Below are 24,516 nucleotides of genomic sequence, written 5' to 3' on the forward strand. Positions count from 1 at the left end.
GCTCGAGCGTCGAGGTTGCCAGGGCGCCGCCGAGGACAAAAGGTGGGCAAATGGCAGTGGTTGGGGACATTCCATCCAGGTCAGTTGCATGAACTTGGTCTAGCTAACGTGTCGTTCGTGTTTTCGGGGGAGTGCGTTAGTAAGGTGACCCCATGACTTCTCCTGCTTCTCCTGGCGACCGCGAGAAGGTCGTCTCCAAGCTGCCGGGGTGGCTCCGGCAAGACCTCAAAATCAGAGCTGCCCAGAAGGGCGTCGAGATCCAGGCTGCCGTCGAACAAGGCATCCAGGACTGGTGCAATCTGGCCTCGGCGACCGACACCGTGGACACCGCCGGTGCCGACTCGTTCGCAACCTTCCTGCCGGAGGGACAGTGGGACGAGTTCAAGCGGATCGCCAATGACCGGAAGGTGTCGCTCATTCAGGGGCTGGCCCAGTCCGTGCAGTTGTGGCTGGACACCCATCCGGCGCCGGAAGTCGAGCGGCCGACCATCACCCGGCGGATCGTCGTGTGCAACCAGAAGGGTGGTGTCGGCAAGACCGCCATCACCGCCGGTACCGGTGAGGCTCTCGCCGAGGACCCCAGCCGGCTCTACCCCGTCCGTATCGCCAAGCAGCTCGCTGCCGCGAGCGACGCCACCGACAGTCCGCTCGACACCGAGGACCTCCCGGGTCCGGGACTGCGGGTGCTGCTCGTCGACTTCGATCCCCAGTGCCACCTCACCAACCAGCTGGGGGCAACTCCCCTGCCGATGAACGGCGACAGCCTCACCAACCACATGGCCGGTGACCCCAAGGGCGATCTGCGGGACCTCATCGTCTCCGTCGACGAGGAGAACTTCGGCGGTCGGCTGCATCTGCTGCCCGCATGCAACGACGCGTTCCTGCTCGACGTACGACTGTCGGCAGTGCGCGCTCGGGAAGCTGCGCTGGAGCGGGCGCTCGCTCCGCTCGAGGGCTATTACGACGTAATAATGGTCGACTGCCCGCCGAGCCTGGGGCTCAGCATGGACGCCGCCGCGTATTACGGGCGTCGGCGGGAGGGGGAGAAGCCCGGGCAGTCGGGGACGCTTGTCGTGGTGCAGGCCGAGGACAGTTCTGCCGATGCGTATGAACTGCTCACCACGCAGATCGAGGATCTGCGCAGCGACCTTCAGATCGACATCGACTACCTCGGGATCGTGGTCAATCTGTATGACTCGCGCCGTGGGTACATCGCCACCTCCTCGCTTCAGGGGTGGGTCGACATAAAGGATCCCAAGGTCGTCGGATTGATCGGGGACCTCAAGGAGCAGAAGGAAGCCGTCCGTGTGAAGCAGCCACTGCTGTCCTACGCGCCCAAGTCGCAGCAGTCGATCGGGATGCGTGCACTGGCCCGGGAGATCTCATGAGCAAGGCCGATCAGCTGGGCGCCGGACGCTTCGGCGGGTCCGCACGTCCGATCAGTGCACGGCGGGCAGCGGTGGCCGCGGCCACCGGGGTACCGACCGATGGAGTCGCTCCGCCCACCGAACTTCCTCCGCATCGCGTCAGTCTCAACCCCGACAACCCGCGCTCCAGCCTCGGAGACCTGACCGACCTCGCTGGGAGTCTGAAGACGCACGGGCAGAAGCAGGCGATCACGGTGATGAACCGGGACGCCTACGTCAAGGCCAACCCGGCACACGAGGAAGGCCTCGAGGCGGATACGACGTATGTCGTCATCGATGGCAGCAGCCGGCTCGCGGCTGCTCGTGAGGCCGGGCTCTCCAACATCAAGGTGATGGTCAGCGACGACCTCGGGGCCAACTCCGAGGAACTGCTGGAGTCGGCGCTCGTCGCCAACATTCATCGGCAGGATCTCGATGAGCTCGATGAGGCGCGTGCGCTGAATCGGCTGTTGGTGATTCATGGCAGTCAGACGGCGCTGGCGAAGCGGTTGCACCGGTCGCAGGGATGGGTGTCCCAGCGGCTGGCTCTGCTGAATCTGACCCCTGAGCTTCAGGCACGTATCGGGGAGGAGCCGATCGACCTGCTGCGGGCTGTGGGCAACAAGCCGGCCGAGCAGCAACAGGACGTGTTGGAAGAGCTCAAGACCGAGCGAGCGCGGAAGGAGGTCGAGCGGCAGGAGCGGAAGGCTCAGAAGGAGGAGCCGAAGGAAGAGGCGACGCAGGAGGTGAAGCAACAGCCCAAGGGTGAGTCTGACGCTCAGAAGGAGAAGCGGGACGATTCCGGGTCCGCCGACTATTACGACGTAATAGAGGATGCGGCTTCTCCCGACGCGGGCGACACGGTTCCTGTGGGGGAAGAGACACCGCGGCGGCGCAGAGAGACCGTGCCCGAGCCTCGTGCCGATGAGGCCGGGGGACAGGTCGATGCCGAGGTCGTTGATTCTCGGGTGCCGCCGAAGTTGCCGTATGACGATGGGGCGTTCCTCGCCATGCACCTCATCCGGAAGATGAGCGACATCGAGTTCGACAAGATGCTGCGGATTCTGAGTGAGCATCAGGAGCAGCGGGCTGGGGTCGGCAGCGGGAGTGAGAGCGGGGTTAAGGGGGACGGCTGATGCTTCGGCGACTGATACTTCGACGGCTGATGCTTCCGGGAGGGGCTATTACGTCGTAATAGCCCGGGGGAGTCGTCGAGGGGTCAGGCCGCGAAGCCGATGTTGGTGACGTACTCGTACTGGCCCCACTGAGAGCCCAGGTCGACGATCTGGTCGACCCAGGCGTTGTCCAGGGCCCGGTCGTCCGCGGTGGACCAGGCGGTGATGATGGCGTCCCACTGGCGGACGTTGAGAGTGCGGAACTCAACGACTCGTTGGCGGGGGCGGGGGACCTGGGACTGGTTGAGCGGGTGGATCTCGACGCGGGTGCCGCGGCCCTCGCGGTTCAGTCGGCCCAGTAGATAGCGGGCCACGTTCTGGCGGCGGACCGTGCGGTAGGAGGTCTCGACGCGCTCCAGGTTCCGCTTCGAGGGAGCCCGTCTGCCGTCCAGCCAAGCCCGGAGCGTGCGGTCCGTGACGGTGAGGCCCGCTGCACGCGCGGCCTCCCGGGCGTGCGGGGTGCGGGTCAGGTAGTGCAGTCGGGCCAGCAGGCCTCGGCGTGTGGTGACCGGTGTGGCGATGAAGCCCGCGAGGGCGTCCAGTTGGCGGGCAACGGCCTCATGGCCCTTGATGCCGCGGGCGCCGAAGATGCCGAACTCGCGGTTGCGCTCGGACAACGGGGTCTCCTTCCCGGTTCGCGGGCTTCCCGGTCGCTCCCGGGAGGCGTACGGTCGTGTTTCCTGCGCGGTCTGCTGGGATGTCCGTCACCTGCTGGGATCAGTATGGTCCAGCGCGCGGGCCGGAGAGCGACAACGGTGGGCAGTTGAGGGGCGGTTCCTCGACTACAAAGCCGGTGCAGAGTCGCTTGAGTCGCTTCCGTCGCTGGGGCAAGTGTGCTCTGGAGTGGGCCCGAGGGGCGGGGCGGGGGCCTGGTGGCTGTAGCGACTGAAGAGAAGCGACCGGGAGTTGTGTGCGTCGCTGTGCGCTTCCTGTGCAAAGCAGCAGGTCACGTGGGTGGTTCGGGGGAAGGCAGCGACTGAAGCGACTCAAGCCCCGGGTATATGACGGCATTCGCATGTGTGCGCATGTGCGCGTGCGTATGCCTGTGTGCGTCATATATAGAGGGCTTCAGTCGCTTCAGTCGCTGTTGAGGTTTCTCCAGCGCTGTGACCAGCGCTTTTTCTCAGCGACTGAGGCAGCTACTCAACTTCGCTCGGTCGCTTGGGTCTCGGACGTTCGGTCGCTGGGGGGATCGAGCGAACGGAACCGTTTCTTCGCACAGAGGTCTCCTTCTTCACGTCTGCTTCGCTAGTCTGTGCCTGTTGTTGAGTCGCTTCGGTCGCTGACGGGGGAGTTACATGACCGATGAACTGCGGGTTTCACGCAGCGACTCACCGCAGTCCGTCCCTGCCCGACCGGGCGTCGGGCGTTCGCTGGCCGCGGCCCGGTGGTGTGCCGGACGGGGCTGGCCGGTGCATCCGCTGGCGCCAGGACGCAAGACGCCGGCGGGGAACTGCACGGACTGCCGGGAGCCCGGGCACACGTACCGGGGATGTCGCTGTGTGACTGATGGACGGTGGTGCCACGGATTCCGGGCCGCCACGCTGGACTTCGCCCGGATCGGGCAGTGGTGGGGCGCCAACCCCGGCTTCGGCGTGGGGATCGCCTGTGGGCCCGCGGGCCTGGTGGTCGTCGACGTCGATGCCCATGCACGCTCGCTGCCCGACCGGGATCGTCTGCTGCCCGGCATCCGGATCGCCGAGACGATCGATCTGACCGGGCTCGCCAACGGCTTCCACACCCTCGGTGTGCTGGCCGCCCTGCGCGGCGCCACCAACCCCGCTGACGATGCGTCGACGCTGCGGGTGCGGACCCCCTCGGGCGGTCTGCACGTGTGGTACCGGACACGGGGGCACCGCTGGCAGAGCTCCGTCGGTTCCGCCGGTGGGCGTGCGCTGGCGTGGCAGGTCGACGTACGGGCGCACGGCGGTTACATCGTCGCCCCCGGCACGGTGACCGAGGCGGGGGCGTACGAGCCGCTGGGCAGGGTGCGGGAGCCCGCGCCGCTGCCGGACTGGCTGGCGCGGGAGCTGGAGCGCACCGGGCATCTGCCGCCCGCGCATGTGCCCGCGCCCCGGCCGGTACCGCCGCGGGCCCGGCAGGCGGTCCTGGCCGCCGGTGGCGGGCGATCCGCCGCGGGCCGGGCACTGGCCGCGCTGCTCGCGGAGGTGGCCGCCTGCGCCGCCGTACCGGAGGGAGCGGGGTTCACCGAGAAGCTCAATCGGGCCGCGTACACCGCCGGAGGACTCGTCGCCGCCGGACAGTTGGCCGACGAGGACGCCGAGCGCGCTCTGGCGGAGGCGGCCGCGCATGCCAGGCCCGGGCAGGAGCGGCGCTACGGCGCTGTCATCCGCGGCGGTCTGAGTGCCGGCCGGACACGTCCGCTGGCCCTGGGAGGCGCAAATGACCTCCGGTGACGAGAACACCCTCTTCGACGCCGGGGCGGTCGCAGCGCAGATCCTCGCCCTGCCCGTGCCTCAGTCCAGACAGGGGACCGGACAGGCCGCCGAGCCGGGCGGGGAGGCGACCGCCGACGGGCTGCTGCCCGACACGCTCACCGACCGCGGCAACGCCAAACTGTTCGTCAAGCTCTACGCCAACGACTACCGGCATGTGCCCGGCCTCGGCTGGTTCCGCTGGGACAGCACCCGTTGGCAGGTCGACGAGGACGACACCGTGCTGTGGGCCGCCGGAGACCTGGCGGAGTCCATCGCGAGCAACGATCCACGCGGAGTGCACAGCACGGTCGCGCTTCAGCAGCATCGCCGGCGTGCGCTGAGCACCAGCGGGATGAACGCGATGCTCACCCAGGCCAAGTCCGCGCCGGGCATGGTCCTGAACGCGGCTCTGCTGGACGCCGACCCGTACGCGCTGTGCACGCCGGCCGGGATCGTGGACCTGCGCACCGGTCTGATCCGTACGCCCGACCCCAACAAGGACTTCCACTCCCGTTCCACCACCGCGGCCCCGGAGCGGATGGCCACGCCCCGCTGGGACCGGTTCCTCACCGACACGTTCGGCGGCGGGCCCGAGGGCGCGGAGATGATCGACTTCCTGCATCTGCTGCTCGGCTACTCCATCACCGGGGACGTCGGCGCACAGGTCATGCCGTTCCTGTTCGGCTCCGGCAAGAACGGCAAGTCGGTGCTGCTGGACGTCCTGATGAAGCTGGTCGGCGACTACGCGGATGCCGCGCCGCCCGGGTTCCTCATGGCCCGGCCCTACGAGGGGCATCCCACCGATCTGGCGGAGCTGCACGGGCGCAGGGTCATCGTGTGCAGCGAGGTCAAGCCGGGCGACCGGTTCGACGAGGCCCGGGTGAAACTGCTGACGGGCGGCGACCGGATCAAGGCGCGCCGGATGCGTCAGGACTTCTTCAGTTTCCAACCCACCCACAAGCTTTGGCTGTTGGGCAACCACCGGCCCGAAGTGGGCACCGGCGGCTTCGCGTTCTGGCGGCGGATGCGGCTGATTCCGTTCGAGCGGGTCGTGCCCGACGACCGGAAGATCGACAACCTGGCGGACATCCTGGTCACCGAGGAGGGACCGGGCATCCTCAACTGGCTGATCGAGGGCGCCCGTCGCTATCTGGCGGGCGAGAAGGACCTGACCGGCCCGGAGCGGGTCCGGATCGCCACGACCGCGTACGCCGACACGGAGGACCACACCGGGCGGTTCCTGAACGAGTCCTGTCGGATCGACCCCGACCGCCGGGCGGAACAGACACAGCTCTACGCGGCCTACAAGACGTGGTGTCAAAATGAGGGGGCCCCGGCCGTCTCGTCCCGTGCCTTTGCGGCCCGGGTTCGTGAAGCGTTGGGACTGGCGTCGCCCAAGGAGATGATCCTGTCCAACCAGCGGAAGTACTACCCGGGTATCGGACTGCTCGCCGACGAGGAGACAGCATGAGCGCCCTCATCGCAGAAGACGAGATCATCCACGAGGTCGCGTTCGTCTGGCTGGAGGACCTCGACCGGCTCGACTATGTGCGCCAGAGCCTGGACCGGCTGCCCACGCGCCGCGGCAGGCCCGCCTACCACCGCGACGGGCGCATGGTCGGATACGCGCTGCTCGGGCCGCAGGCCAAGCCGTCCCGTTCGTCCGGCACGTTCCGCCGCCGGGTCTTCTGGCTGCTGCCGCACGACCGTGACACCGACCCCGACGGGCTGTATGCCACCGGTGCGCCGGCCGAGGCGGTGGATCCGCGGACGCTGGCGCCGGGCAGCAAGGGGCGCAAGACCGAGCGGTCCGAGGGCGGTCCGCCGTCGACGGCGATGCGGGAGCTGGGGATCACGTTGCCGTTGTGAGCGCGTACGGCGGGACCGTGAAGGCGTTGCAAAGAACCGCGTGACCGGTATATTTTGAGCCATGTCGCACGCCTGAGCGACGAGCCCGGGTGCGACTGGGTAACGGGGAGGCTCGGATGGCGAGTCGTACGAAGACGCAGGTGATGATCGTCGGCGGGGGACCGGTCGGCATGCTTCTCGCCGCGGAGTTGGCGGGATACGGGGTGCGCACCCTGGTCCTGGAGTCGGAGACCGAGGTGTCCAAGTGTCCCAAGGCGACCACACTGCATGCCCGGACGGTGCAGTGCCTGGTCCGGCGCGGGCATCTCGACGGGCTGGAGGCCGCCGTGGATCCGGCGGCCTTCACACGGGCCTTTCACTTCGCGGGGCTGCCCGGGCTTGACATCTCGGCGCCCGCCGCCGAGCCGGAGCCGGTACTGAAGTGCCCGCAGGAGGAGCTTCAGCACCACTTCGAGAAGCGGGCCCGGGCGGCGGGCGCGCGAATCCTGCGCGGACACCGGGTGACCATGGTGAGGCAGGGTCCCGACGGGGTCAGGGTCACGGCGCAGGGGCAGCACGGCCCGGTCGACTGTGTCTCCCAGTACTTGGTGGGGGCGGACGGTGCCCGCAGCACCGTGCGTGAGCAGACGGGCTTCGCCTCCCGGACCTACTCGGCCACCGTGTCCGCGATGGCGGGCGACGTCCGGCTCGTCGAGTCGTCCTCCCTGGGGCCCGGCTGGCACCGCACCGCGCGCGGCTGGCTCGTCGCCAAGGACATCCCGGACGGCGGGGTCCGCCTGCGGACCCTCAACTGCACCGCCGCGCCGGACCGACGCCGAGTGCCGCCGACCCTGGAAGAACTGCGCGGTGAGGTCTCCTGGATCGCCGGACGGGACATCGCGATGGAACGGCCCCGGTGGCTGAGCCGGTTCAGCGACTTCTCACGGGTCGCCCGGTCCTTCCGGGCCGGACGGATCTTCCTGGCGGGAGACGCGGCCCACGTTCACTTCCCGATCGGCGGCCAGGGGCTGAGCACCGGACTGCTGGACGCCGTCAACCTCGGCTGGAAGCTTGCGCTCACGGTGCGCGGCGGCGCGGGCAAGCGGCTGCTCGACAGCTACGACCAGGAGCGCCGGCCCGCCGCGCAACGGGTGGTCGACAACACGCGTGCCCAGCTCGCCCTGATGCGACCCGGTCCCGAACTCGAGCCGCTGCGTGCACTGTTCACCCAGCTGCTGGCCACCGGAGGGGAGGCCAGCGCCCTCGGAGCCATGGTCAGCGCGCAGGACACGATGCTCGCGCCGCTCACCGCGCAGTCCTCCCCCTGGGAAGGAAGGTTTTTGCACAACGTCGGCCTGAACACCCCCGACGGGCCCGCCGAAGTCATCGGGTTGCTGCGAGAGGGCAGGCCGCTGTTGCTGCTCTTCGGGGAGCGGGGCAGCGACTATCAGGAGCAGGCCAAGGGCTGGGCCGGACTGCTGCGTACGGTGCATGCCGCGCCGACGCCCGAACTGCCCTGCGAGGCGCTGCTCGTCCGGCCCGACGGCTATGTCGCCTGGGGGCCGGACGGTGACGGGCTGGACGCGGCGCTCGCTGCGTACTTCGGCGAGTCCAGGAGCACGGCGACCGTGCCCGCGGACGCAGAGGGCCGCCTTACCGAGTCCGTCAGCTGACAGCCCTCGGCGCAGGAGCGGGCGCCAGGCTCTGCAACTCGGCATAGACCGCCGCGCCCCTGCCCTCGGTGATGTCCACCGCAGCGAGTACTGAGGACATGACCACACTCGGCAGCACGTGCCTCAGCAAGGCACTGACCCTCTGAGGCAGGTCCTGATAGCCGGACACGGCTTCGGACATGGACTGGACGCCTGCGAAGGTGCCCACCAAGACTTCGGCGGTCTCGGCCGGTACGACGTGCGGGAGCAACTCGCCCTGGGCCTGCGCCTTCTCCAGCAGTTCCACGATCACCTCGGTCCAGCGGGAGAAGGGGCCGCTGCGGTCGAGTCCCTGGGCCAGCTGGTCGAGGGACAGCCTGACACCTGCCCTGACCATTGCGTCGCTCTGCAGACGGTAGGCATGCAGGACTACCGTGTCCACGATCTGCTGGACCTTGCAGGCGCGGTCGGGAATGGGGGCCTGCTGGTCCTGCCCGGCGAGCACCCCTTGTGCCAGGTGCTCCTTCGAGGGGAAGTGGAAGTACAGGGCTCCCTTGGTCACACCGGCTGTGTTGAGGATCTCGCTGATCGTCGAGGCTTGGTAGCCACGCTCCTCGAAGACCTTGGCAGCCGCTGTCAAGATCGTCTGCCGTGTGCGGATCGCACGGTCCTGCTTCACCATTTCGGTCTCCTCCAATCGATGAGCCCAGAGACCCCTATAAGAAACCGTCCAGTTTGTATCTTATAGAAGATGTGAGGCTGCGCAGTACCCCAGGCCGTACCAGATTCAAGGAATTGCGCAAAGTGATCGCAACGAGAAGGGGGAGAGGGATGAGTGGAGCCCTGTGGGGAGCCGGTGGCGCCGGCGGTGGCACCGGCGGTGGGCTGACGGAGGAACGCACATGATCCTGGTGACCGGGGCCACCGGGACGGTGGGGCGGGAAGTGGTCCGGCGCCTCCCGGCCGACCTGCACATTCGCATCATGGCCAGGGATCCCGAGAGGGTCGCGGGCGCGGCCCCGTCGGCACAGACGGTCGTCGGGGATCTCGGCGATAGGGAGTCGCTGGACCGGGCGCTGGACGGGGTCACGACGGCGCTGCTCGTCACCAGCAGCGTCGGCGCCGGTGACGATGCCCGGTTCGTCCGCGCCGCGAATTCGGCCGGAGTGCAGCGGTTGGTGAAGCTCTCCGCGGCCGCCGTCCTCGACCGGCAGGCCGAGGACCTCATCACCCGGTGGCAGCGCGGCAACGAGGAGCTGCTGTGCAACTCGGGTCTGGAGTGGACCCTGTTGCGTCCGCGTGCCTTCATGTCCAACACCCTGTCCTGGGCCGAGTCCATCCGCTCCGAACACGTCGTCCGAGGGCTCCACGGGACGTCGGCCAACGCCTGCGTGGATCCCCGGGACATCGCGGACGTAGCCGTGCGCGTCCTGACCGAGGACGGGCACGCGGGAAAGGCCTACACTCTGACCGGGCCGGAGGCGATCACCGCGGTCGAACAGACTGAACGGCTCGGCCGTTTGCTGGGAATGTCGCTGCGATTCGAGGAACTGAGTCAGGACGAGGCGCGCCTCGTCCTGGACAGACGGTATCCGGCACCGATCGTCGAGGCGCTGCTGGAGAGTGCAGAACGCCAGCGTGCGGGGGCCAAGGCGGAGGTGGAGGACACGGTACAGGCTGTGACGGGCCGACCCTCCGGAAACTTCCGTGCGTGGGCCGAGGACCATCTCACGGCCTTCGTGGACCGTCACGGGCGGCGGGATGCGGCCGCCGCGCCGAGCGGACCCGGGCAGTAGCCTTGCCGTTCACTCAGCGGGAGAGGCGACGGTCACGGTGGAGCGGAACGTGAGCCGGTCGTTCTGGTGACCGGTCACGAGCACGGACTCCACGGGGTCCATGCCGGTACCGGGGATACGGCACGTCTCGATCACACAGGGACTGTCGAGTTCGGTGTAGCGCTTGAACTCGCCCGTGATGTCCAGCGGCATGCAGGAACGCCCCAGAGTCGCGGCCGTGGCCTGGCGGGCGGCCTCGAGCAGCATCATGCCCGGCACGTGGTCGACCGGGTGGTCGAAGAGCACGGGGTGACGTGTGTCCACCCTCAGATGCCAGACGTTCTGCTCGCCGACGGGGGAGAGTACGACGTCCATGGGTGACAGTCGTCCCACGGTCTGAGGGGCCAGCGGGGCCGTGAGAGGGAGCTGAGGACAGCCGCTCTCGAGCGTGTGCCGGCCGCGGAGGCGCCGGTAGACCACCGGTGAGATGCAGGTATAGGCGGCGCTGCCGGTCGCCACGGGTCGGTCGTCGCGACGGACCACAGCCTTGTAGCGCAGCCCGGTCAGGCCGCCGCCGCGCCGGTTGATCTCGGTGCAGGCGATGTCGAGGTCGAGCGAGGCGGGCGCACTGCCGACGATCAACTGCTCGGGGTGGACGTTGAACTCGAGATCCCACATCAGGAACTGGTGGCCGAGCGGGACGCCGAACTCCGCGTGCGCCAGGAGCGCGCCGACCTGACGGATCGTTTCAGCGGCGATGAGCGGGTTGTAGCGGTCTTCCATGGCGAAGAAGCTGTGCCCGCGCGGCCACTGGGCGGACACGGTGAAGCGGTCCTCGTCGATTCGGTCCCAGTCGGTGAGCATGACCTCGGCCACGCTTGCGCGGTGGACGAACTCCTTGGGAACGGTGGTGGTGAGAGACGGGTAGTGGAAAACGCTGGTGCCTGTGGGCGCCGCGGAATCCACGGTGAGACGTGCGCTTGGTATGGCGCGTTCGACACGGAACGTGCTCGCAGACATATCTGATCCCCCTGAGCCGCGTTGGCGTGAAGTGCTTGTTTTCCTTCCAGGCCTGAGAAGATACATACCATCCGGTTTAATTTCTACCGGTAGGAAGGGCTCCGGTCGTACGAGATATGGAACGGTCTCGTCCGCACGTTGCCCCCGGCGACCTTTCCTCTCCGGGCATCTATCTGAACTGCACGTTCTTCTGGATGACGGGTCGAGCGCCGCTTTGGTTGCGCTCCCGTCGGCGTGTGTCGGGTGGGCCTGATGCCGGTGTACGGGCTACCGGCCCAGCCGGTTCTCGAGTGATGCCAAAGCCGTGATCGAGCGGTCTGGCCGACCGTGTCCCTGAGTCGAGAGAAGGGGGGCTGGCCGGATGAAGAGGGTCGAGACCGTGCTCCGGGTGGAACGTGGCCTGGTCTGTGAGGATGAACTGGTCGCTCTCACGGCGGCGTTGCTCCTGGTGCGAGGGCGCGCTCAGGAGGGGGCTGAGCAGCTGCCGGAGGTCGCCCCCCGGTGGGAGACGCGGCCGACGGTCTACAGGGCACCCGGCAGTTGGCGATGACGGATTCCAGCCCTTTGAGACGGTTCGATCATCAACTTTAAACCGCGTAAGCGGTTTGTTAAGATGTTTCGCCTGGACGCGGGGCCGAGCCTCTTGGCGCTGCCTCAGAAGGGGATCTGACATGGCTACGACGACTGACCTCCCTCGGGTCGAGCCAGGGCCGACAGGTGTCCGCGGGCGAGTGGCCGAGCTGCTGGAGATCCGTGCGCAGGCGGTGGCCGGGCCGAGTGAGAAGGCGACGACGGCGCAGCATGCCAAGGGCAAGCTGACCGCGCGTGAGCGGATCGAGCTGCTGCTGGACCCGGAGTCCTTCCGTGAGGTCGAGCAGTTGCGCCGGCACCGGGCGTCCGGGTTCGGTCTGGAGACCAAGAAGCCGTACACGGACGGTGTGATCACCGGCTGGGGCACGGTCGAGGGCCGTACCGTCTTCGTCTACGCCCATGACTTCCGGATCTTCGGCGGGGCGCTGGGCGAGGCCCACGCCACGAAGATCCACAAGATCATGGACATGGCCATCGCTGCCGGAGCGCCGCTGGTCTCCCTCAACGACGGCGCCGGCGCCCGTATCCAGGAGGGCGTGAGCGCCCTCGCCGGCTACGGCGGCATCTTCCAGCGCAACACCAAGGCCTCCGGCGTCATCCCGCAGATCTCCGTGATGCTCGGCCCGTGCGCGGGCGGCGCGGCCTACTCACCGGCGTTGACGGACTTCGTGTTCATGGTCCGCGAGACCTCGCAGATGTTCATCACCGGCCCGGACGTCGTCAAGGCCGTCACCGGCGAGGAGATCACCCAGAACGGCCTCGGCGGCGCCGACGTCCACGCCGAGACCTCCGGCGTCTGCCACTTCGCCTACGACGACGAGGAGACCTGCCTCTCCGAAGTCCGCTACCTGCTCTCCATGCTCCCGCAGAACAACCGCGAGAACTCACCGCGGGTGGCGTGTGCCGACCCGGTCGGGCGCCGGGGGGAGGTCCTGCTGGACCTCGTCCCCGCGGAGGGCAACCAGCCGTACGACATGGCCAAGGTGATCGAGGAACTGGTCGACGACGGCGAGTACCTGGAAGTCCACGAGCGGTGGGCCCGCAACGTCCTGTGTGCGCTGGCCCGGCTCGACGGCCAGGTGGTCGGGATCGTCGCCAACCAGCCGCTGAACCTGGCGGGTGTGCTGGACATCGAGGCGTCGGAAAAGGCCGCACGTTTTGTGCAGATGTGTGATGCCTTCAACATCCCGATCGTGACGCTGCTGGACGTTCCCGGGTTCCTGCCGGGGGTGGACCAGGAGCACGGCGGGATCATCCGCCACGGGGCCAAGCTCCTCTACGCCTACTGCAACGCGACGGTGCCGCGGATCTCGCTGATCCTGCGCAAGGCATACGGCGGTGCCTACATCGTCATGGACTCGCAGTCCATCGGCGCGGACCTGACGTACGCCTGGCCCACCAACGAGATCGCCGTGATGGGCGCGGAAGGCGCGGCCAACGTCATCTTCCGCCGCCAGATCGCGGAGGCCGAGGACCCCGAGGCCATGCGGGCGCGGATGGTGAAGGAGTACAAGTCCGAGCTCATGCACCCGTATTACGCGGCCGAGCGCGGTCTGGTCGACGACGTGATCGACCCCGCCGAGACCCGCGAGGTGCTGATCCACTCGTTGGCGATGCTGCGCTCCAAACACGCCGATCTGCCCTCCCGCAAACACGGCAACCCGCCGCAATGAACCGACGAACGACGGGACACGGCAGAGACCTCCGCACGGGGGACTGCGACCGGGGCCCCGGCCAGGAGACGACTGATGGTCAAACAGGAGCGTGCGGCCCGGACTCGCATGGCGTTGATCCGTGCCGGGGCCGAAGTGTTCGCGGAGGACGGCCTCGCCAGCACTTCGCTCACGACGATCAGTAGACGGGCCGGGGTCAGCAACGGTGCGCTGCACTTTCACTTCGAGAACAAGAAGGCGCTGGTCCAGGCCATCGAGGCGGAGGCGCTGGAGACCGTACGGCAGATCGTGCAGGACGCTTCGACGCCCGGCGGCGGTCCCCTTCAGGCGCTCGTGAGCGCGACGTACCGCCTGATGAGCAAGATCTCCGACGATGTCGTCGTCCGGGCGGGGTTCGAGCTGTCCGACGACCCCGGCCGGGACGAGGGGCCGTCGATACGGCGGGAATGGCAGAGCTGGGTCGAGGAGGTGCTGCTGCGCGCCGACCAGGACGGCTGGCTCGCCGAGGGGGTGTCGGCGGACGACGCCGCGACCGCCGTCGTGGCCGCCACGGTCGGGTTCGAGGTGCTCAGCGGCGAGGACAAGGCATGGCTGTCCGAAGAGAAGGTCACGGGGTTCTGGGATCTGCTGCTGCCCCGGCTGACCGAGCGGCACGCTCCGGTGTGTGCGAGCACAGAGGAGAGTGCGACGGCCCCGGAGGCTCCGTAAACAGACCAAGGAGTTTCCTTTTCCCTCGGTGTTCCGTGTCGCCAGGACGGCGTCCGGGGCTCCTGAGGCTCCAGGGCGAGGTGAGGATCCCGCTAAAGCGGACATCGAGCGTCCCTCGAGCGGCTTGGGTAGAATAAAAAACAGCGCGGACGGTTTGATATTGACAAACCGTCCGTCCTGTTTTCTACTGAGAGCATCCGGGAGCGGCTCCGTAAAGGCCGACGCCAGGCGACTCACGACTCATCTCATGCACGGATTAGGGGAAACGGCATGGACATCGCAGTACTGGGCGCATTGGACGTCAGGGAGAACGGGATCTCGGTGACCCCGACGGCACCGAAACCGCGCCAGGTCCTGGCGCTGCTGGCCCTGCACGCCGATCAGGTGGTGCCGGTCGCGACGCTGATCGAGGAACTCTGGGGCGAGCGCCCGCCGCGCAGCTCGCGCACCACGCTCCAGACATACGTACTCCAGCTTCGGGAGCTGATCTCGGCGGCCGTCGAACGCGACCCGGAGGGCGCCCCGTCGCGCACTGCCAAGGACGTGCTCGTCACCCTGCCGGGCGGCTACCTGCTCAACACCTCGGGTGGCGCCAGCGACGTCCGCGAGTTCGAGCGGCTGGCCGGCACCGGGTACCGGGCCATGGACGCCGGCGACTTCTCGGGCGCGGCCCGTCAGCTGCGGGACGCCCTCGCACTGTGGACCGGCTCCGCGCTCGCCGACGTACAGACCGGTGTGCAGCTGGAGATGGAGACCAGGCGGCTGGAGGAGACCCGGCTGTGCGCGCTCGACCAGCGCATCGAGGCCGACCTGCGGCTCGGCCGCCACCGTGAACTGCTGGGCGAGCTCACCGTCCTGGTCAGCCGCTACCGCACCCACGAGAACCTGCACGGCCAGTTCATGCTGGCGCTGCACCGCTCCGGCCGCCGTAGCGAGGCCCTCGACGTGTACCAGCGGCTGCGCACCGCTCTCGTCCGCGAACTCGGCCTCGAGCCCTCCGCCGGGCTGCGCCGGATGCAGCGGTCGATCCTGATGGCCGGGCCCGAGCCGACGTCGGTTGCCGGCGCCGGAGGCAACGAGCGCCTCAGCCGGGTCGGTTGAGCTGCTGTCGGACCGTCAGTAGAGCACTCCGTACGCGAGGAGGAGACGGGATGCAGGCCAGGTCGGAAAGGACACGGCGCAGGCTTGTCAGGGCAGGCGCGCAGATGTTCAACCGGAACGGCTATGCGAGCGCGACGCTGGGGCAGATCGCTGAGGCCGCAGGAATGACGAAGGGGGCGCTGTACTTCCACTTCGCCTCCAAGGACGGACTGGCCGACGCGGTGCAGGAGCAGGGACACACCGTGCTGCGCGACTTCGTGCGCGGCCAGGGGGCCACGGGTGTGCCGCCGGTGCAGGCGCTGATCGACATGACGCACTGGCTGGCGTGGATGCTCCACGAGGACCCGGTGATCCGGGCCAGCTTCCGGATCACCAACGAGTGCGCCGGGCGGCAGCCGCCGGTCACCGACTTCCACCAGGCGTGGATCGCCGAGGTACTGCGGCTCATCGACCGGGCCCGCACGGCGGGGGAGCTGCGCGGCCACACCTTCGCGGACGGGCCGGAGACGCTGTTGTCCGCGACGGTGTGCGGGATCGGGGTGCTGTCCGGGACCGGCATGCCCTGTCCCGAACTCCGGCGCAGGGTGGGGGCGTTGTGGGACTCGCTGCTGCCGGCGCTGGTGCCGGCCGAGCACACGGGGCGTTACGACGTACACGCTTCGGCGCTGACCGAGGGTCTGGTCGGCGCGGCCTGAGAGCGCCGACCCAACTGGAACAGACGCATCTTCGATACCTCCGTCGTCGGGCAGCCGGGACGGATCTTTGGAGTCAAGCCATGCCTCAAGACAGCCAGGCATCTCCGAGCGCGGCGTCCGCCGTGCCGTCCGCCGACCTCATGACCGAACTCGTCGGCATGCTCGCCGCCGTACTGCGGCTCAAGGCCGAGAAGATCGATGCGGAGCAGACGTTCCGGTCGCTGGGACTGGACTCCTTGCTGACCGTCGAGTTCGTCGCCACCGTCAACGCCCGTTACGGCACGGCGGTCAAGCCCGATGCGTTGTTCGACCATCCCACGCCGCTGGAGTTCGCCCGGCATGTGGCTCGGGAGCGGGGGACGCCGGGGGCGGCGCCGTTCGAGCGGGCGGGCTCTCGTGGGGCGGAGCGGGAACCGGGGGCCGTGCCGGGGCAGGGTTCCGGGGCTTCCGCATCTGCCGGGGCCGTTGGGGCTCCCAGTGCTCCCAGTGCTCCCGGGCTTCTCGGGGCTTCGCGGGAAGCGGTGCTGGATGTGCTGCGTGAGGAGCTTGCCCGGATTCTGTGCTGCGATCCGTGGGACATCGAGACCTCGGCCGCCTTCAACGTGCTGGGTGTGGACTCCATCCTGGGGGCGGAGTTCGTGGCGACGATCAACCAGGTCTACGGGCTGCGGGAGCGGGCCGTCACGCTGTACGACCATCCGAGCCTGGAGGCCATGGCCAAGTACGTCGTCTCCGTGACGCCGGTGGCCGACGCCCCGCAACCCGCGGAGCGTGCTGCGGGGGCGGGCGGGGCTCCGGCCGGCGCGGTGATGGGGATCGAAGCTCTTCTCGACGCGGTGCGTGACGACCGGATGTCGGTGGACGAGGCGCTCGGTCTGCTGCCGCCGCGCGCCTGAACAGGCGGGGACACCATGGACGAACGCGAGATACTCACGCGGTTCAAGGCGGGGACGCTGGGGCGCGAGGAAGCGGCGCGGTTGCTGTCGCGGGGGGTGGGGGAGACGGTGGCGCCCGCGGAGGTTGCGGAGCCGGAGCCGTCGGCTTTCACGGACATCGTGGTGCCGCCGCTCGACGGGTACGCCGTCGTCGGTCTTGCCGGGCGTTATCCGATGGCGCCTGATCCGGAGACGTTCTGGGAGCTGCTGCGCGACGGTCGGGACACGTCCGGCGACGGGCCTGTGGGGCGCCCCGGGGGATCCCCGCTCGAACCGGGACAACGTGGCCACTTCCTGGACGGGATCGAGGAGTTCGACGCCGGGTTCTTCGGACTCACGGCCCGTGAAGGTGCCCTGATGGATCCTCAGGAACGGCTGTTTCTCGAGACCGCCTGGGAGGCGCTGGAGGACGCGGGCTGCGCCGGACCCCGGCTGGATGCCTTGACCGGTCCGGACGGTGAACCGCGTGCCGTCGGCGTCTTCGTAGGGGTGAGCTCCCACGACTACGCACTGCTGGCCGCCGAGTCGTGGGCCTCGCGTGGGCCCCGGGAGATGCCCGGCAGCGGCCATGGGAGCCTGCCCGGCCGGCTCGCCGCGCTGCTCGGGCTGAGCGGGCCCGGGCAGATCGTCGACACCGGCGCGTGTTCGGCCCTCACGGCCGTCCACCTCGCCGTCGAGTCCCTGCGGCGCGGTGAGTGCGCGGCGGCGGTCGCCGGCGGCGTCGAACTGCTGCTGCACTCCTCCCGCGCCCGTGACGGAGCCGGGGAGGGCGTCGGGGCGGTGGTACTCAAACGACTCGACCGGGCCCTTGCGGACGGGGACCGCGTGCACGCGGTCGTACGGGACACGTCGAGCGGATTCCGGCGGGGGAACGCGGGATCACTCGCCGCCCGGCGAGGCGGGACGGGGGTCGCTGTTGTGGCGGGGCGTGCCGGCGAGGTGTTCGGGGGGCGTGGTGCTGACCTGGATGCCTCGGCCGTCGAGTCGGGGGAGACGCAGGCCGTGTCCGGGGGGTGGAGTGCCGGTGGGGACGCCTCGGTCGTCGGGCTGGGGGAGACGCAGGCCGTGTCCGGGGGGCGGAGTGCCGATGGGGACGCCTCGGTCGTCGGGCTGGGGGAGACGCAGGCCGTGTCCGGGGGGCGGAGTGCCGATGGGGACGCCTCGGTCGTCGGGCTGGGGGAGACGCACGCTGTGTCCCGGCGGCGGGATGCCGGCGGGGACGCTGCGCGCGGCGGGCTGTCGGAGACCCGCGGCATGTCCGGGCGGCGGGACGCCTCGGTCGTCGGGCTGACGGACACGCGGGACGTGTCTGCGCGGCCGAGCGCCAGTGGGGACGCCTCGGTCGTAGGGCTGGGGGACGTGAACGGGCGGCAGGGTGTCGTCGGCGTTGGGCCGGTGGGTGTGCGGGATGGGGTCCGGCGGTTGGTTGGGGATGTCGGGGCTGTTGGTGGGGTTGTGGGGGTTACGGCGGCTGTGTTTCAGGTGGGGCGGGGGGTGCTGGCTCCGGCGGTGGGTGGGGGCGAGGCTGTGCCGTGGGGGCGGGCGCGGGATGGGCAAGGGCGGGAGGTGCCTCGTAGGGCCGTTGTTGACGTGGTCGGGGAGGCGGGGCTTGTCGCTCGGGCTGTGGTTGAGGAGTTCGTGGGGTTGGTCGGTGCGCCGGAGGGTGGGGGTGGCGGGGGCGATGAGTTGGTGGTGTTGTCCGCGCCCACGCCCGGTCATCTCGCCGCCACTGCCTCCCGGCTGGCCGACTGGCTTGCGAAGGGCATGGGTGGGGTCGTGCTCGCCGATGTGGCGCGGGCGCTGCGGGTGGGGCGTGCCGCGATGCCGTGCCGGATCGCCCATCTGGGCGGTGATGTGAATCAACTGGTCGCAGAGCTGAGGCGGTTCGCCGATACCCGGGCCGGAGGCGGCGGCCTGCGCTGTGCCGACCTGCGTGCCGGTGCGGTCGATCCGCTGGGGCTGGGCGCGGCTCCGGAGACCCGGGACTATCTGGCCGCGCTCTGGCGGGGCGGACGCCTCGAACAGCTCACCCAGCTGTGGCTGTCCGGGGTCGACGTCGACTGGGCCGCCATGGAGGAGGGCACCGGGGGAGGACCGGGGGCCGTGCCACCGCCTTCTGTGTTCTTGCGGCAGCCGTTGTGGCTGGATCCCGTGGAGGAGCAGGCCGGATGAACAGTGCGGCTTCGGTGGCGGTGAAACTCTGGTTCTGCCCCAATGAAGAGCTCGCCCCGGGCATCGCCGCCACCCTGGCCGCCCACTGGCTGGACGAGCACGAGCAGGAGATCGCGGGCAGGTTCCTCTTCGAGCGCGACCGGCGCCAGTATCTGGTCGCCCATGCGCTCGTACGGCGGGTCCTCGCGCTCGAGAGCGGGGTGCCGGAGGCCGAGGCGGTGATCTGGCGCACCTCGCGCGGGCGGCCGTTCCTCCAGAAGCCGCCCGAGGGACTGCCGCGCGGCGGGCGGGAGTTGGACTTCAACCTGTCCCACGCACAGGGTCACAATCTGCTCGGCGTGGTGCGCAAGCAGCGGATCGGCGTGGACGTGGAGCGGCTCGACCGCGGTGACCAGGGCTTCGACACCATCGTGGAGACCTTCGCCGAGGAGGAGCAGAACTGGGTGGCGCAGGCCGCCCCGGGCCGGCCCCGCGACCGGCGGGTGCTGCGGCTGTGGACGCTGAAGGAGGCGTACTCCAAGGCGCGCGGGCTCGGCCTCGGACTGCCCTTCGACTCGTTCGCCTTCACCCTGGCCGAGGACCGCGGAGTGATCGGTTTCCGGCCGCCGGAGAACGACCACGAACGAGGTTGGCGTTTCGTGGAGTTGGAGCCGGTGCCCGACGTACTGGCCGCCGTGGCCGTCCTGGCCGAGCCTCAGGCGTCGCCTGTGCTGCAACTGCATCACGGCTTTCCGTGGGGGCGGGCCGCGCCCCGGCTGCTGGCCCTGCCCGAGCCGCCGAGAGTGTCGGCCCCGCACTGACCGGCCCCCGCCGACCGGCCTTGCCTCCAGTGCGGCTCAGCTCCGGGACCAGTGAACCTTCCATGTTCCTGAGGAGACTCTCCGTAGAGAGATACGAGAGAGGCACGCGGCCTGACGCCCTTGGGGACGTTGGTGGAGCTGGTGCGGCGAGGCGGCGAGGCGGCGAACCGGCGCTGCTCGACGAGCTGTTGGCGTCCGCCGGAGGGACGGGCGGTGCCGCCGCACTCCTTCGTAGCCCCTTGTCGTTCTGCGGCCCAGGTAGCCCGCGGGGATCAGGCTCCTGAGGGCTGTCGAGGGCTCGCACTCCGGAAACCCGAACCGGAAGTTGCGGGTGCGATCCTGGGCCGGTCCGGTGGGGTCCGGGGGCGAGTGCGTGTCCCGCGGTCAGCGCGAACTCGTCGCCGTTCGTAGGCCCTTGCCGTTCTTGCGGCCCAAGTAGCCTGCCGTGATCAGGTCCGTGAGGGCTGCCGAGGGCTCGTACTCCGGGGTTTGGAAGTGGGCGTGCAGGCGTTGCTGGATGGCGTGGGAGACGTCCAGGCCGATGGTGTCCAGGAGGGCGAAGGGACCCATGGGGTAGCCGAAGCCCTGTTGGACGGCCGCGTCCGTGCGCTCCATGAGTGTGTCCTCCGCGCCCTGGCGGTCCAGTAGGGCGAGCGCCGCGCCCAGGTAGGGGAACAGCAGGCTGTTGACGATGAAGCCGGTGCGGTCGGAGCACCCGACCACGGTCTTGCCCAGGCCCTGGCAGAACGCGCGGGCCGTGGCGAGGGTGCGGGGCGCCGCCGTGTCCGTGCGGACCAGTTCGACCAGGCGCATCACCGGCGCCGGGTTGAAGAAGTGGATGCCGACGACGTCGGCGGGGCGGCCGGAGGCCTCGGCGCAGGCCGTGACGGAGAGGCTCGACGTGGTGGTGGCGAGCACCGCGCCGGGGGCGCAGATCCGGCCCAGGGACTGGAACAGCGGGCGCTTGACGTCGAGTTCCTCGGCGACGGCCTCGACGACCAGATCGCAGTCGGCCAGGGCCGCGAGGTCGGCGGCGCCCTCCAGCCGGCCGAGGGCCGCGGACTTGGCCTCGGGGGTGATCCTGCCCCGCCGCACCGCACGCGTCAGCGAATCCGCTACGGCGTGCACGGCGGCGTCCGCCTTCTCGGCGCTCCGCGCCACCAGCACCGTAGGGTGTCCCGCCGCGGCGGTGACCTCGGCGATGCCCCGCGCCATGGCGCCGGAGCCGAGGACGCCGACCCGGCGCACGCTCACGGCGTCCGTGTCGGAGGCATCGGCGGCGTCGGCCGGGAGTTGGGCGCCCGTCTCGTCGTACGCGTAGAAACCGGAGCCGGACTTGCGGCCCAGGAGCCGCGCCGCGACCATCCGGCTGAGCAGCGGCGCGGGTTCGAAGGCGCTGTCGCCGGTGCGCAGCCACAGCCCCATCAGGGCGGCATGGGCCGTGTCGAGGCCGATGCGGTCCAGGGTCTGGAACGGCCCGGCCGGCAGACCGCAGCCCAGGCGCATCGCGGTGTCGATGTCGTGGTGGCCGGCGTAGCCCTCGTCGAGGAGGCAGACCGAGCGGTTCAGCAGGCCCAGGACGAGAGCGGTGGCGTCGTCGGCCGGCCGGGCGCCGACCTCGACCGGCGTGAGACCGGCCGAGGCCACGAGGGCGTCGAGCGCGGCCGTGCTCTCGCGGGAGGCGAGGGCCGGGCGCACCGTCTCGACGGGGCCGCCGGGGGAGGGCGGGGTGAAGAACCGCAGTCCGACCAGGTCGTCGGGGCGCGCCGTGGACAGCGCCAGCCGGGTGACGGGCAGCGCCGCCGTCGTGGTCACCAGGGTGGTGCCGGGCGGGCAGACGGCGGTGATCCCGTGCAGGGCGGAGGCCTTGGCGGCGGGGGTGTCGGGTACGGCCTCGACGACCACGGACGCGTCTCGCAGCAGGGCGTGGTCGGAGGTGAAGGTCACGGCGTCCCGCTCGGGACCGTTGCCGTGGACGGCCTTGATCCGCCGGGCCACTCGGCCGAGGACGTCGAGATCCGTGTCGACGGCGACCACTCGGTGGCCGGCGGCGAGCAGCAGGTGCAGCAGTGACTCGCCGACCGAGCCGAGGCCGACGATGCCCGTGATGGGCGCGGGGGAGTGCGGGGGCCGCTCGGTCATGAGGTGTGCGCCTGCCCTTCACGGAAGCGGTTGATGGCGTCGATGTGCTTGGCGCGCAGCTCGTGATTGCGCACGCCGAGGCCTTCCTCGGGGGCCAGGCACAGGACGCCGACCTTGCCCTGGTGGAGGTTGCGGTGCACGTCGTAGGCGGCCTGTCCGGTCTCCTGAAGGGGGTAGACCTTGGAGAGCGTCGGGTGGATCCTGCCCTTCGCGATGAGCCGGTTGGCCTCCCAGGCCTCGCGGTAGTTGGCGAAGTGGGAGCCGATGATGCGCTTCAGGGACATCCACAGGTAGCGGTTGTCGTACTCGTGCTTGAAGCCGGAGGTGGAGGCGCAGGTGACGATGGTGCCGCCCTTGCGGGTGACGTAGACGGAGGCGCCGAAGGTCTCGCGGCCCGGGTGCTCGAAGACGATGTCGACGTCCTCGCCGCCGGTCAGTTCACGGATCCGCTTGCCGAACCGCTTCCACTCACGCGCGTCCTGGTGGTGCTCGTCCTTCCAGAACCTGTAGTCCTCGGCGGTGCGGTCGATGATCGCCTCGGCGCCCATCGCCCGGCAGATCTCCGCCTTCTGCGGCGACGAGACCACGCAGACCGGGTTGGCGCCGCCGGCCAGCGCCAACTGCGTGGCGTAGCTGCCGAGTCCGCCGCTCGCGCCCCAGATCAGGACGTTGTCGCCCTGCTTCATCCCGGCGCCGTTGCGGGAGACCAGCTGCCGGTACGCGGTGGAGTTGACGAGGCCGGGAGCCGCCGCCTCCTCCCAGGTCAGATGCTCCGGCTTCGGCATCAGCTGGTTCGCCTTGACCAGGGCCAGCTGGGCCAGTCCGCCGAAGTTGGTCTCGAAGCCCCAGATCCGCTGCTCCGGGTCGAGCATCGTGTCGCCGTGTCCGTCGGCCGACTCCAGCTCCACCGACAGACAGTGGGCGACCACCCGGTCGCCGGGCTGCCACCGGTTCACGCCGGGACCGGTGCGCAGCACCACCCCGGCCAGGTCGGAGCCGATCACGTGGTACGGCAGGTCGTGGCGGGCCGACGCCGGTGACAGCGGGGCGTACCGCTTCAGGAAGGAGAAGGTGGGCAGCGGTTCGAAGATGGCCGACCAGACGGTGTTGTAGTTCACCGACGAGGCCAGCACCGCCACCAGCGCCTCACCCGCCGCGGGCTGCGGCACCGGCACGTCCCGCACCTGCAGTGACTTGCGCGGGTCCTTGTCCGCCGAGGCCATGCCCTCGAACATCGAGACGTCCTCCTCGCGCAGTACCGCGCCGAGGTAGGACTCCGGAAGCCGCAGTCCCGCGAAGTCCTGCGGTGACGCGTCCTCGGAGAGAACAGCGCTGACGATCTCATCCATGTGAGTTCCCTGATTCCCTTGAGATACGAGGACGGCGAAGAGCCTCGGAGTGTCCCGTCACCGGGTTGCGAGGGCCGATTCCGCGTGCTGCTTGGCGAGGTTGAGGGTGGCGGTGGAGTTGCGGCCGAGGGCCTCGCGGACGTAGCGGCGGGCCTGCTCGACGGTGGCGTCCGCGCCGAGCACCCGCGTGACGGCCTCCTCGCGCAGGACCACGTCGTGCCGGGAGGTGACGGTCACACCGGTCTCGTCCGGTACGACGGACCAGGCACCGGTGTGGGCGTCCATCAGGGCGGGCGTGGCCGTCTGCTTGTAGACGATGCGGCCGGCGTCGGGGAAGCAGACCCGGATGGACTCGGTGGTGTGCACCGAGCCGTCGGCGGTGCGTGTGTCCATGGCCATGACCTGCACTCCGGGGGTGTCCTCGGTCAGGTCCAGGCGGTCGACGTGCGGGACCAGCCGGGGCCAGTCGCCGACCCGGTAGAGGAAGTCGTAGACCGGTTCGGCCGGGCCCTCGACGCGCACGCTGTCCTCGAAGGAGAGCAGCAGGGCGTCCAGCCGCGGCCGGCGCTCCGCGAGGTCCTTGACCCGGCCCAGCTCCGCACGGCTGTTGGTGTCCGTGGCCCGCTCGACCCACGCGACGTCCTCGGGACGGTCCCCGCCCACCGTGAAGTCGTGCAGCAGGACCAGCCGGGACGCGGCCTCGCCCCGCTCCTCGACGATCCAGCTGCCGCCCATCCCCGTGAGCGGGGCGGCCGGCACCTCCTGGCGGAAGTCGATACGGCGTCCGGCCGAGTCCAGCCGGCGGTGCGAAGTCCACGACTTGACCGTGCCGTTGGCGGTAGCCCACATCCGCAGCCGCTCGTCCGTGCCGTCGGACTCCAGCTGTTCCACGTGCACGTTCGGCGGGAAGAACAGCGGCCATCGCACCGCGTCCGAGATCAGCCCGTACACGACCGTCGCGGGCGCGGCGATCTCCACGTCGTGCGTGGTGCGGTGCACCTGTTCAACCGACACCTTCACTACCTCTTCTCTCTGT

21 protein-coding genes are annotated in these 24,516 nt (G+C 69.6%); 15 read left to right on the plus strand and 6 right to left on the minus strand.

The window, feature by feature from the left end:
* Positions 1 to 152 precede the first annotated feature (152 nt).
* Positions 153 to 1,388, plus strand: a complete 1,236-nt coding sequence (locus ACIHFB_RS43375) for a ParA family protein (protein ID WP_365288440.1) — start codon at positions 153 to 155, stop codon at positions 1,386 to 1,388.
* Entirely contained in the window at positions 1,385 to 2,542 is a 1,158-nt protein-coding gene (locus tag ACIHFB_RS43380; RefSeq protein ID WP_365288442.1) for a ParB/RepB/Spo0J family partition protein, read from the plus strand. The genes ACIHFB_RS43375 and ACIHFB_RS43380 overlap by 4 nt, the downstream gene beginning before the upstream one ends.
* Before the next feature lie 83 nt (positions 2,543 to 2,625).
* On the opposite strand, the gene ACIHFB_RS43385 is transcribed toward ACIHFB_RS43380, so the two are convergent.
* Entirely contained in the window at positions 2,626 to 3,198 is a 573-nt protein-coding gene (locus ACIHFB_RS43385) for a transcriptional regulator (RefSeq protein ID WP_400129741.1), read from the minus strand.
* Positions 3,199 to 3,993: 795 nt separating this feature from the next.
* Here ACIHFB_RS43385 and ACIHFB_RS43390 point away from each other — a divergent pair.
* The 4 genes from ACIHFB_RS43390 (at position 3,994) to ACIHFB_RS43405 (ending at position 8,540) form a co-directional block, all read left to right on the plus strand.
* Positions 3,994 to 4,998: a bifunctional DNA primase/polymerase gene (locus ACIHFB_RS43390; RefSeq protein ID WP_400129773.1), complete on the plus strand. Its 1,005-nt coding sequence runs from the start codon at positions 3,994 to 3,996 to the stop codon at positions 4,996 to 4,998.
* A complete protein-coding gene (locus ACIHFB_RS43395) occupies positions 4,985 to 6,490 on the plus strand; it encodes a phage/plasmid primase, P4 family (protein ID WP_400129742.1) in 1,506 nt (501 codons plus the stop codon). Before ACIHFB_RS43390 ends, ACIHFB_RS43395 begins: the two co-directional genes overlap by 14 nt.
* Complete coding sequence (locus tag ACIHFB_RS43400) at positions 6,487 to 6,888, plus strand: DUF6009 family protein (RefSeq protein WP_365288450.1); 402 nt, start codon at positions 6,487 to 6,489, stop codon at positions 6,886 to 6,888. Before ACIHFB_RS43395 ends, ACIHFB_RS43400 begins: the two co-directional genes overlap by 4 nt.
* A 116-nt stretch (positions 6,889 to 7,004) precedes the next feature.
* Entirely contained in the window at positions 7,005 to 8,540 is a 1,536-nt protein-coding gene (locus ACIHFB_RS43405) for an FAD-dependent monooxygenase (protein WP_365288452.1), read from the plus strand.
* Here ACIHFB_RS43405 and ACIHFB_RS43410 read toward each other — a convergent pair.
* Positions 8,533 to 9,201: a ScbR family autoregulator-binding transcription factor gene (locus tag ACIHFB_RS43410; RefSeq protein WP_365288454.1), complete on the minus strand. Its 669-nt coding sequence runs from the start codon at positions 9,199 to 9,201 to the stop codon at positions 8,533 to 8,535. The two genes, ACIHFB_RS43405 and ACIHFB_RS43410, sit on opposite strands and share 8 nt — an antisense overlap.
* A 220-nt stretch (positions 9,202 to 9,421) precedes the next feature.
* Between ACIHFB_RS43410 and ACIHFB_RS43415 the strand changes: the two genes are divergently transcribed.
* Positions 9,422 to 10,315: an NAD(P)H-binding protein gene (locus ACIHFB_RS43415; protein WP_400129743.1), complete on the plus strand. Its 894-nt coding sequence runs from the start codon at positions 9,422 to 9,424 to the stop codon at positions 10,313 to 10,315.
* A 9-nt stretch (positions 10,316 to 10,324) separates the two neighbouring features.
* Here ACIHFB_RS43415 and ACIHFB_RS43420 read toward each other — a convergent pair whose 3' ends face one another.
* The gene (locus ACIHFB_RS43420) at positions 10,325 to 11,314 is read right to left on the minus strand and encodes a ScbA/BarX family gamma-butyrolactone biosynthesis protein (RefSeq protein ID WP_365288458.1); all 990 of its coding nucleotides are present in this window, start codon (positions 11,312 to 11,314) and stop codon (positions 10,325 to 10,327) included.
* 361 nt (positions 11,315 to 11,675) lie between these two features.
* Here ACIHFB_RS43420 and ACIHFB_RS43425 point away from each other — a divergent pair, with 361 nt between their 5' ends.
* From ACIHFB_RS43425 to ACIHFB_RS43460, 8 genes are all read left to right on the plus strand, one after another.
* On the plus strand, positions 11,676 to 11,864 hold the full coding sequence (locus ACIHFB_RS43425) for an acyl-CoA carboxylase epsilon subunit (protein WP_365288460.1): 189 nt from the start codon (positions 11,676 to 11,678) through the stop codon (positions 11,862 to 11,864).
* Between the two features lie 121 nt (positions 11,865 to 11,985).
* A complete protein-coding gene (locus ACIHFB_RS43430) occupies positions 11,986 to 13,578 on the plus strand; it encodes an acyl-CoA carboxylase subunit beta (protein WP_400129744.1) in 1,593 nt (530 codons plus the stop codon).
* A gap of 75 nt (positions 13,579 to 13,653) precedes the next feature.
* The gene (locus tag ACIHFB_RS43435) at positions 13,654 to 14,286 is read left to right on the plus strand and encodes a ScbR family autoregulator-binding transcription factor (protein WP_365287649.1); all 633 of its coding nucleotides are present in this window, start codon (positions 13,654 to 13,656) and stop codon (positions 14,284 to 14,286) included.
* Between the two features lie 270 nt (positions 14,287 to 14,556).
* On the plus strand, positions 14,557 to 15,387 hold the full coding sequence (locus tag ACIHFB_RS43440; RefSeq protein WP_365287647.1) for an AfsR/SARP family transcriptional regulator: 831 nt from the start codon (positions 14,557 to 14,559) through the stop codon (positions 15,385 to 15,387).
* Between the two features lie 50 nt (positions 15,388 to 15,437).
* A complete protein-coding gene (locus tag ACIHFB_RS43445; protein WP_365287645.1) occupies positions 15,438 to 16,082 on the plus strand; it encodes a ScbR family autoregulator-binding transcription factor in 645 nt (214 codons plus the stop codon).
* Positions 16,083 to 16,162: 80 nt separating this feature from the next.
* The gene (locus tag ACIHFB_RS43450) at positions 16,163 to 16,978 is read left to right on the plus strand and encodes an acyl carrier protein (protein WP_365287643.1); all 816 of its coding nucleotides are present in this window, start codon (positions 16,163 to 16,165) and stop codon (positions 16,976 to 16,978) included.
* Positions 16,979 to 16,993: 15 nt separating this feature from the next.
* On the plus strand, positions 16,994 to 19,189 hold the full coding sequence (locus tag ACIHFB_RS43455; RefSeq protein ID WP_400129745.1) for a polyketide synthase: 2,196 nt from the start codon (positions 16,994 to 16,996) through the stop codon (positions 19,187 to 19,189).
* On the plus strand, positions 19,186 to 19,989 hold the full coding sequence (locus ACIHFB_RS43460; RefSeq protein WP_365287639.1) for a 4'-phosphopantetheinyl transferase superfamily protein: 804 nt from the start codon (positions 19,186 to 19,188) through the stop codon (positions 19,987 to 19,989). The genes ACIHFB_RS43455 and ACIHFB_RS43460 overlap by 4 nt, the downstream gene beginning before the upstream one ends.
* Before the next feature lie 384 nt (positions 19,990 to 20,373).
* Here ACIHFB_RS43460 and ACIHFB_RS43465 read toward each other — a convergent pair whose 3' ends face one another.
* From ACIHFB_RS43465 to ACIHFB_RS43475, 3 genes are read right to left on the minus strand one after another with little or no spacing between them, the layout of a single operon-like run.
* On the minus strand, positions 20,374 to 22,131 hold the full coding sequence (locus ACIHFB_RS43465) for a 3-hydroxyacyl-CoA dehydrogenase family protein (protein ID WP_400129746.1): 1,758 nt from the start codon (positions 22,129 to 22,131) through the stop codon (positions 20,374 to 20,376).
* A complete protein-coding gene (gene ccrA / locus ACIHFB_RS43470; protein ID WP_365287635.1) occupies positions 22,128 to 23,480 on the minus strand; it encodes a crotonyl-CoA carboxylase/reductase in 1,353 nt (450 codons plus the stop codon). Before ccrA ends, ACIHFB_RS43465 begins: the two co-directional genes overlap by 4 nt.
* Positions 23,481 to 23,537: 57 nt before the next feature.
* Entirely contained in the window at positions 23,538 to 24,494 is a 957-nt protein-coding gene (locus ACIHFB_RS43475) for an aromatase/cyclase (protein ID WP_365287633.1), read from the minus strand.
* Positions 24,495 to 24,516: the final 22 nt, after the last annotated feature.

It is taken from the genome of Streptomyces sp. NPDC051963 (assembly GCF_044593495.1).
Classification (GTDB): Bacteria; Actinomycetota; Actinomycetes; order Streptomycetales; family Streptomycetaceae; genus Streptomyces.

Coding starts and splice junctions, on each gene's coding strand:
- ACIHFB_RS43425 (WP_365288460.1), top strand. CDS start 11,676: ATGAAGAGGGTCGAGACCGTGCTCCGGGTGGAACGTGGCCTGGTCTGT.
- ACIHFB_RS43395 (WP_400129742.1), top strand. CDS start 4,985: ATGACCTCCGGTGACGAGAACACCCTCTTCGACGCCGGGGCGGTCGCA.
- ACIHFB_RS43400 (WP_365288450.1), top strand. CDS start 6,487: ATGAGCGCCCTCATCGCAGAAGACGAGATCATCCACGAGGTCGCGTTC.
- ACIHFB_RS43465 (WP_400129746.1), bottom strand. CDS start 22,131: ATGACCGAGCGGCCCCCGCACTCCCCCGCGCCCATCACGGGCATCGTC.
- ACIHFB_RS43410 (WP_365288454.1), bottom strand. CDS start 9,201: ATGGTGAAGCAGGACCGTGCGATCCGCACACGGCAGACGATCTTGACA.
- ACIHFB_RS43415 (WP_400129743.1), top strand. CDS start 9,422: ATGATCCTGGTGACCGGGGCCACCGGGACGGTGGGGCGGGAAGTGGTC.
- ACIHFB_RS43460 (WP_365287639.1), top strand. CDS start 19,186: ATGAACAGTGCGGCTTCGGTGGCGGTGAAACTCTGGTTCTGCCCCAAT.
- ACIHFB_RS43435 (WP_365287649.1), top strand. CDS start 13,654: ATGGTCAAACAGGAGCGTGCGGCCCGGACTCGCATGGCGTTGATCCGT.
- ACIHFB_RS43380 (WP_365288442.1), top strand. CDS start 1,385: ATGAGCAAGGCCGATCAGCTGGGCGCCGGACGCTTCGGCGGGTCCGCA.
- ACIHFB_RS43455 (WP_400129745.1), top strand. CDS start 16,994: ATGGACGAACGCGAGATACTCACGCGGTTCAAGGCGGGGACGCTGGGG.
- ACIHFB_RS43420 (WP_365288458.1), bottom strand. CDS start 11,314: ATGTCTGCGAGCACGTTCCGTGTCGAACGCGCCATACCAAGCGCACGT.
- ACIHFB_RS43450 (WP_365287643.1), top strand. CDS start 16,163: ATGCCTCAAGACAGCCAGGCATCTCCGAGCGCGGCGTCCGCCGTGCCG.
- ACIHFB_RS43375 (WP_365288440.1), top strand. CDS start 153: ATGACTTCTCCTGCTTCTCCTGGCGACCGCGAGAAGGTCGTCTCCAAG.
- ACIHFB_RS43445 (WP_365287645.1), top strand. CDS start 15,438: ATGCAGGCCAGGTCGGAAAGGACACGGCGCAGGCTTGTCAGGGCAGGC.
- ccrA (WP_365287635.1), bottom strand. CDS start 23,480: ATGGATGAGATCGTCAGCGCTGTTCTCTCCGAGGACGCGTCACCGCAG.
- ACIHFB_RS43430 (WP_400129744.1), top strand. CDS start 11,986: ATGGCTACGACGACTGACCTCCCTCGGGTCGAGCCAGGGCCGACAGGT.
- ACIHFB_RS43405 (WP_365288452.1), top strand. CDS start 7,005: ATGGCGAGTCGTACGAAGACGCAGGTGATGATCGTCGGCGGGGGACCG.
- ACIHFB_RS43440 (WP_365287647.1), top strand. CDS start 14,557: ATGGACATCGCAGTACTGGGCGCATTGGACGTCAGGGAGAACGGGATC.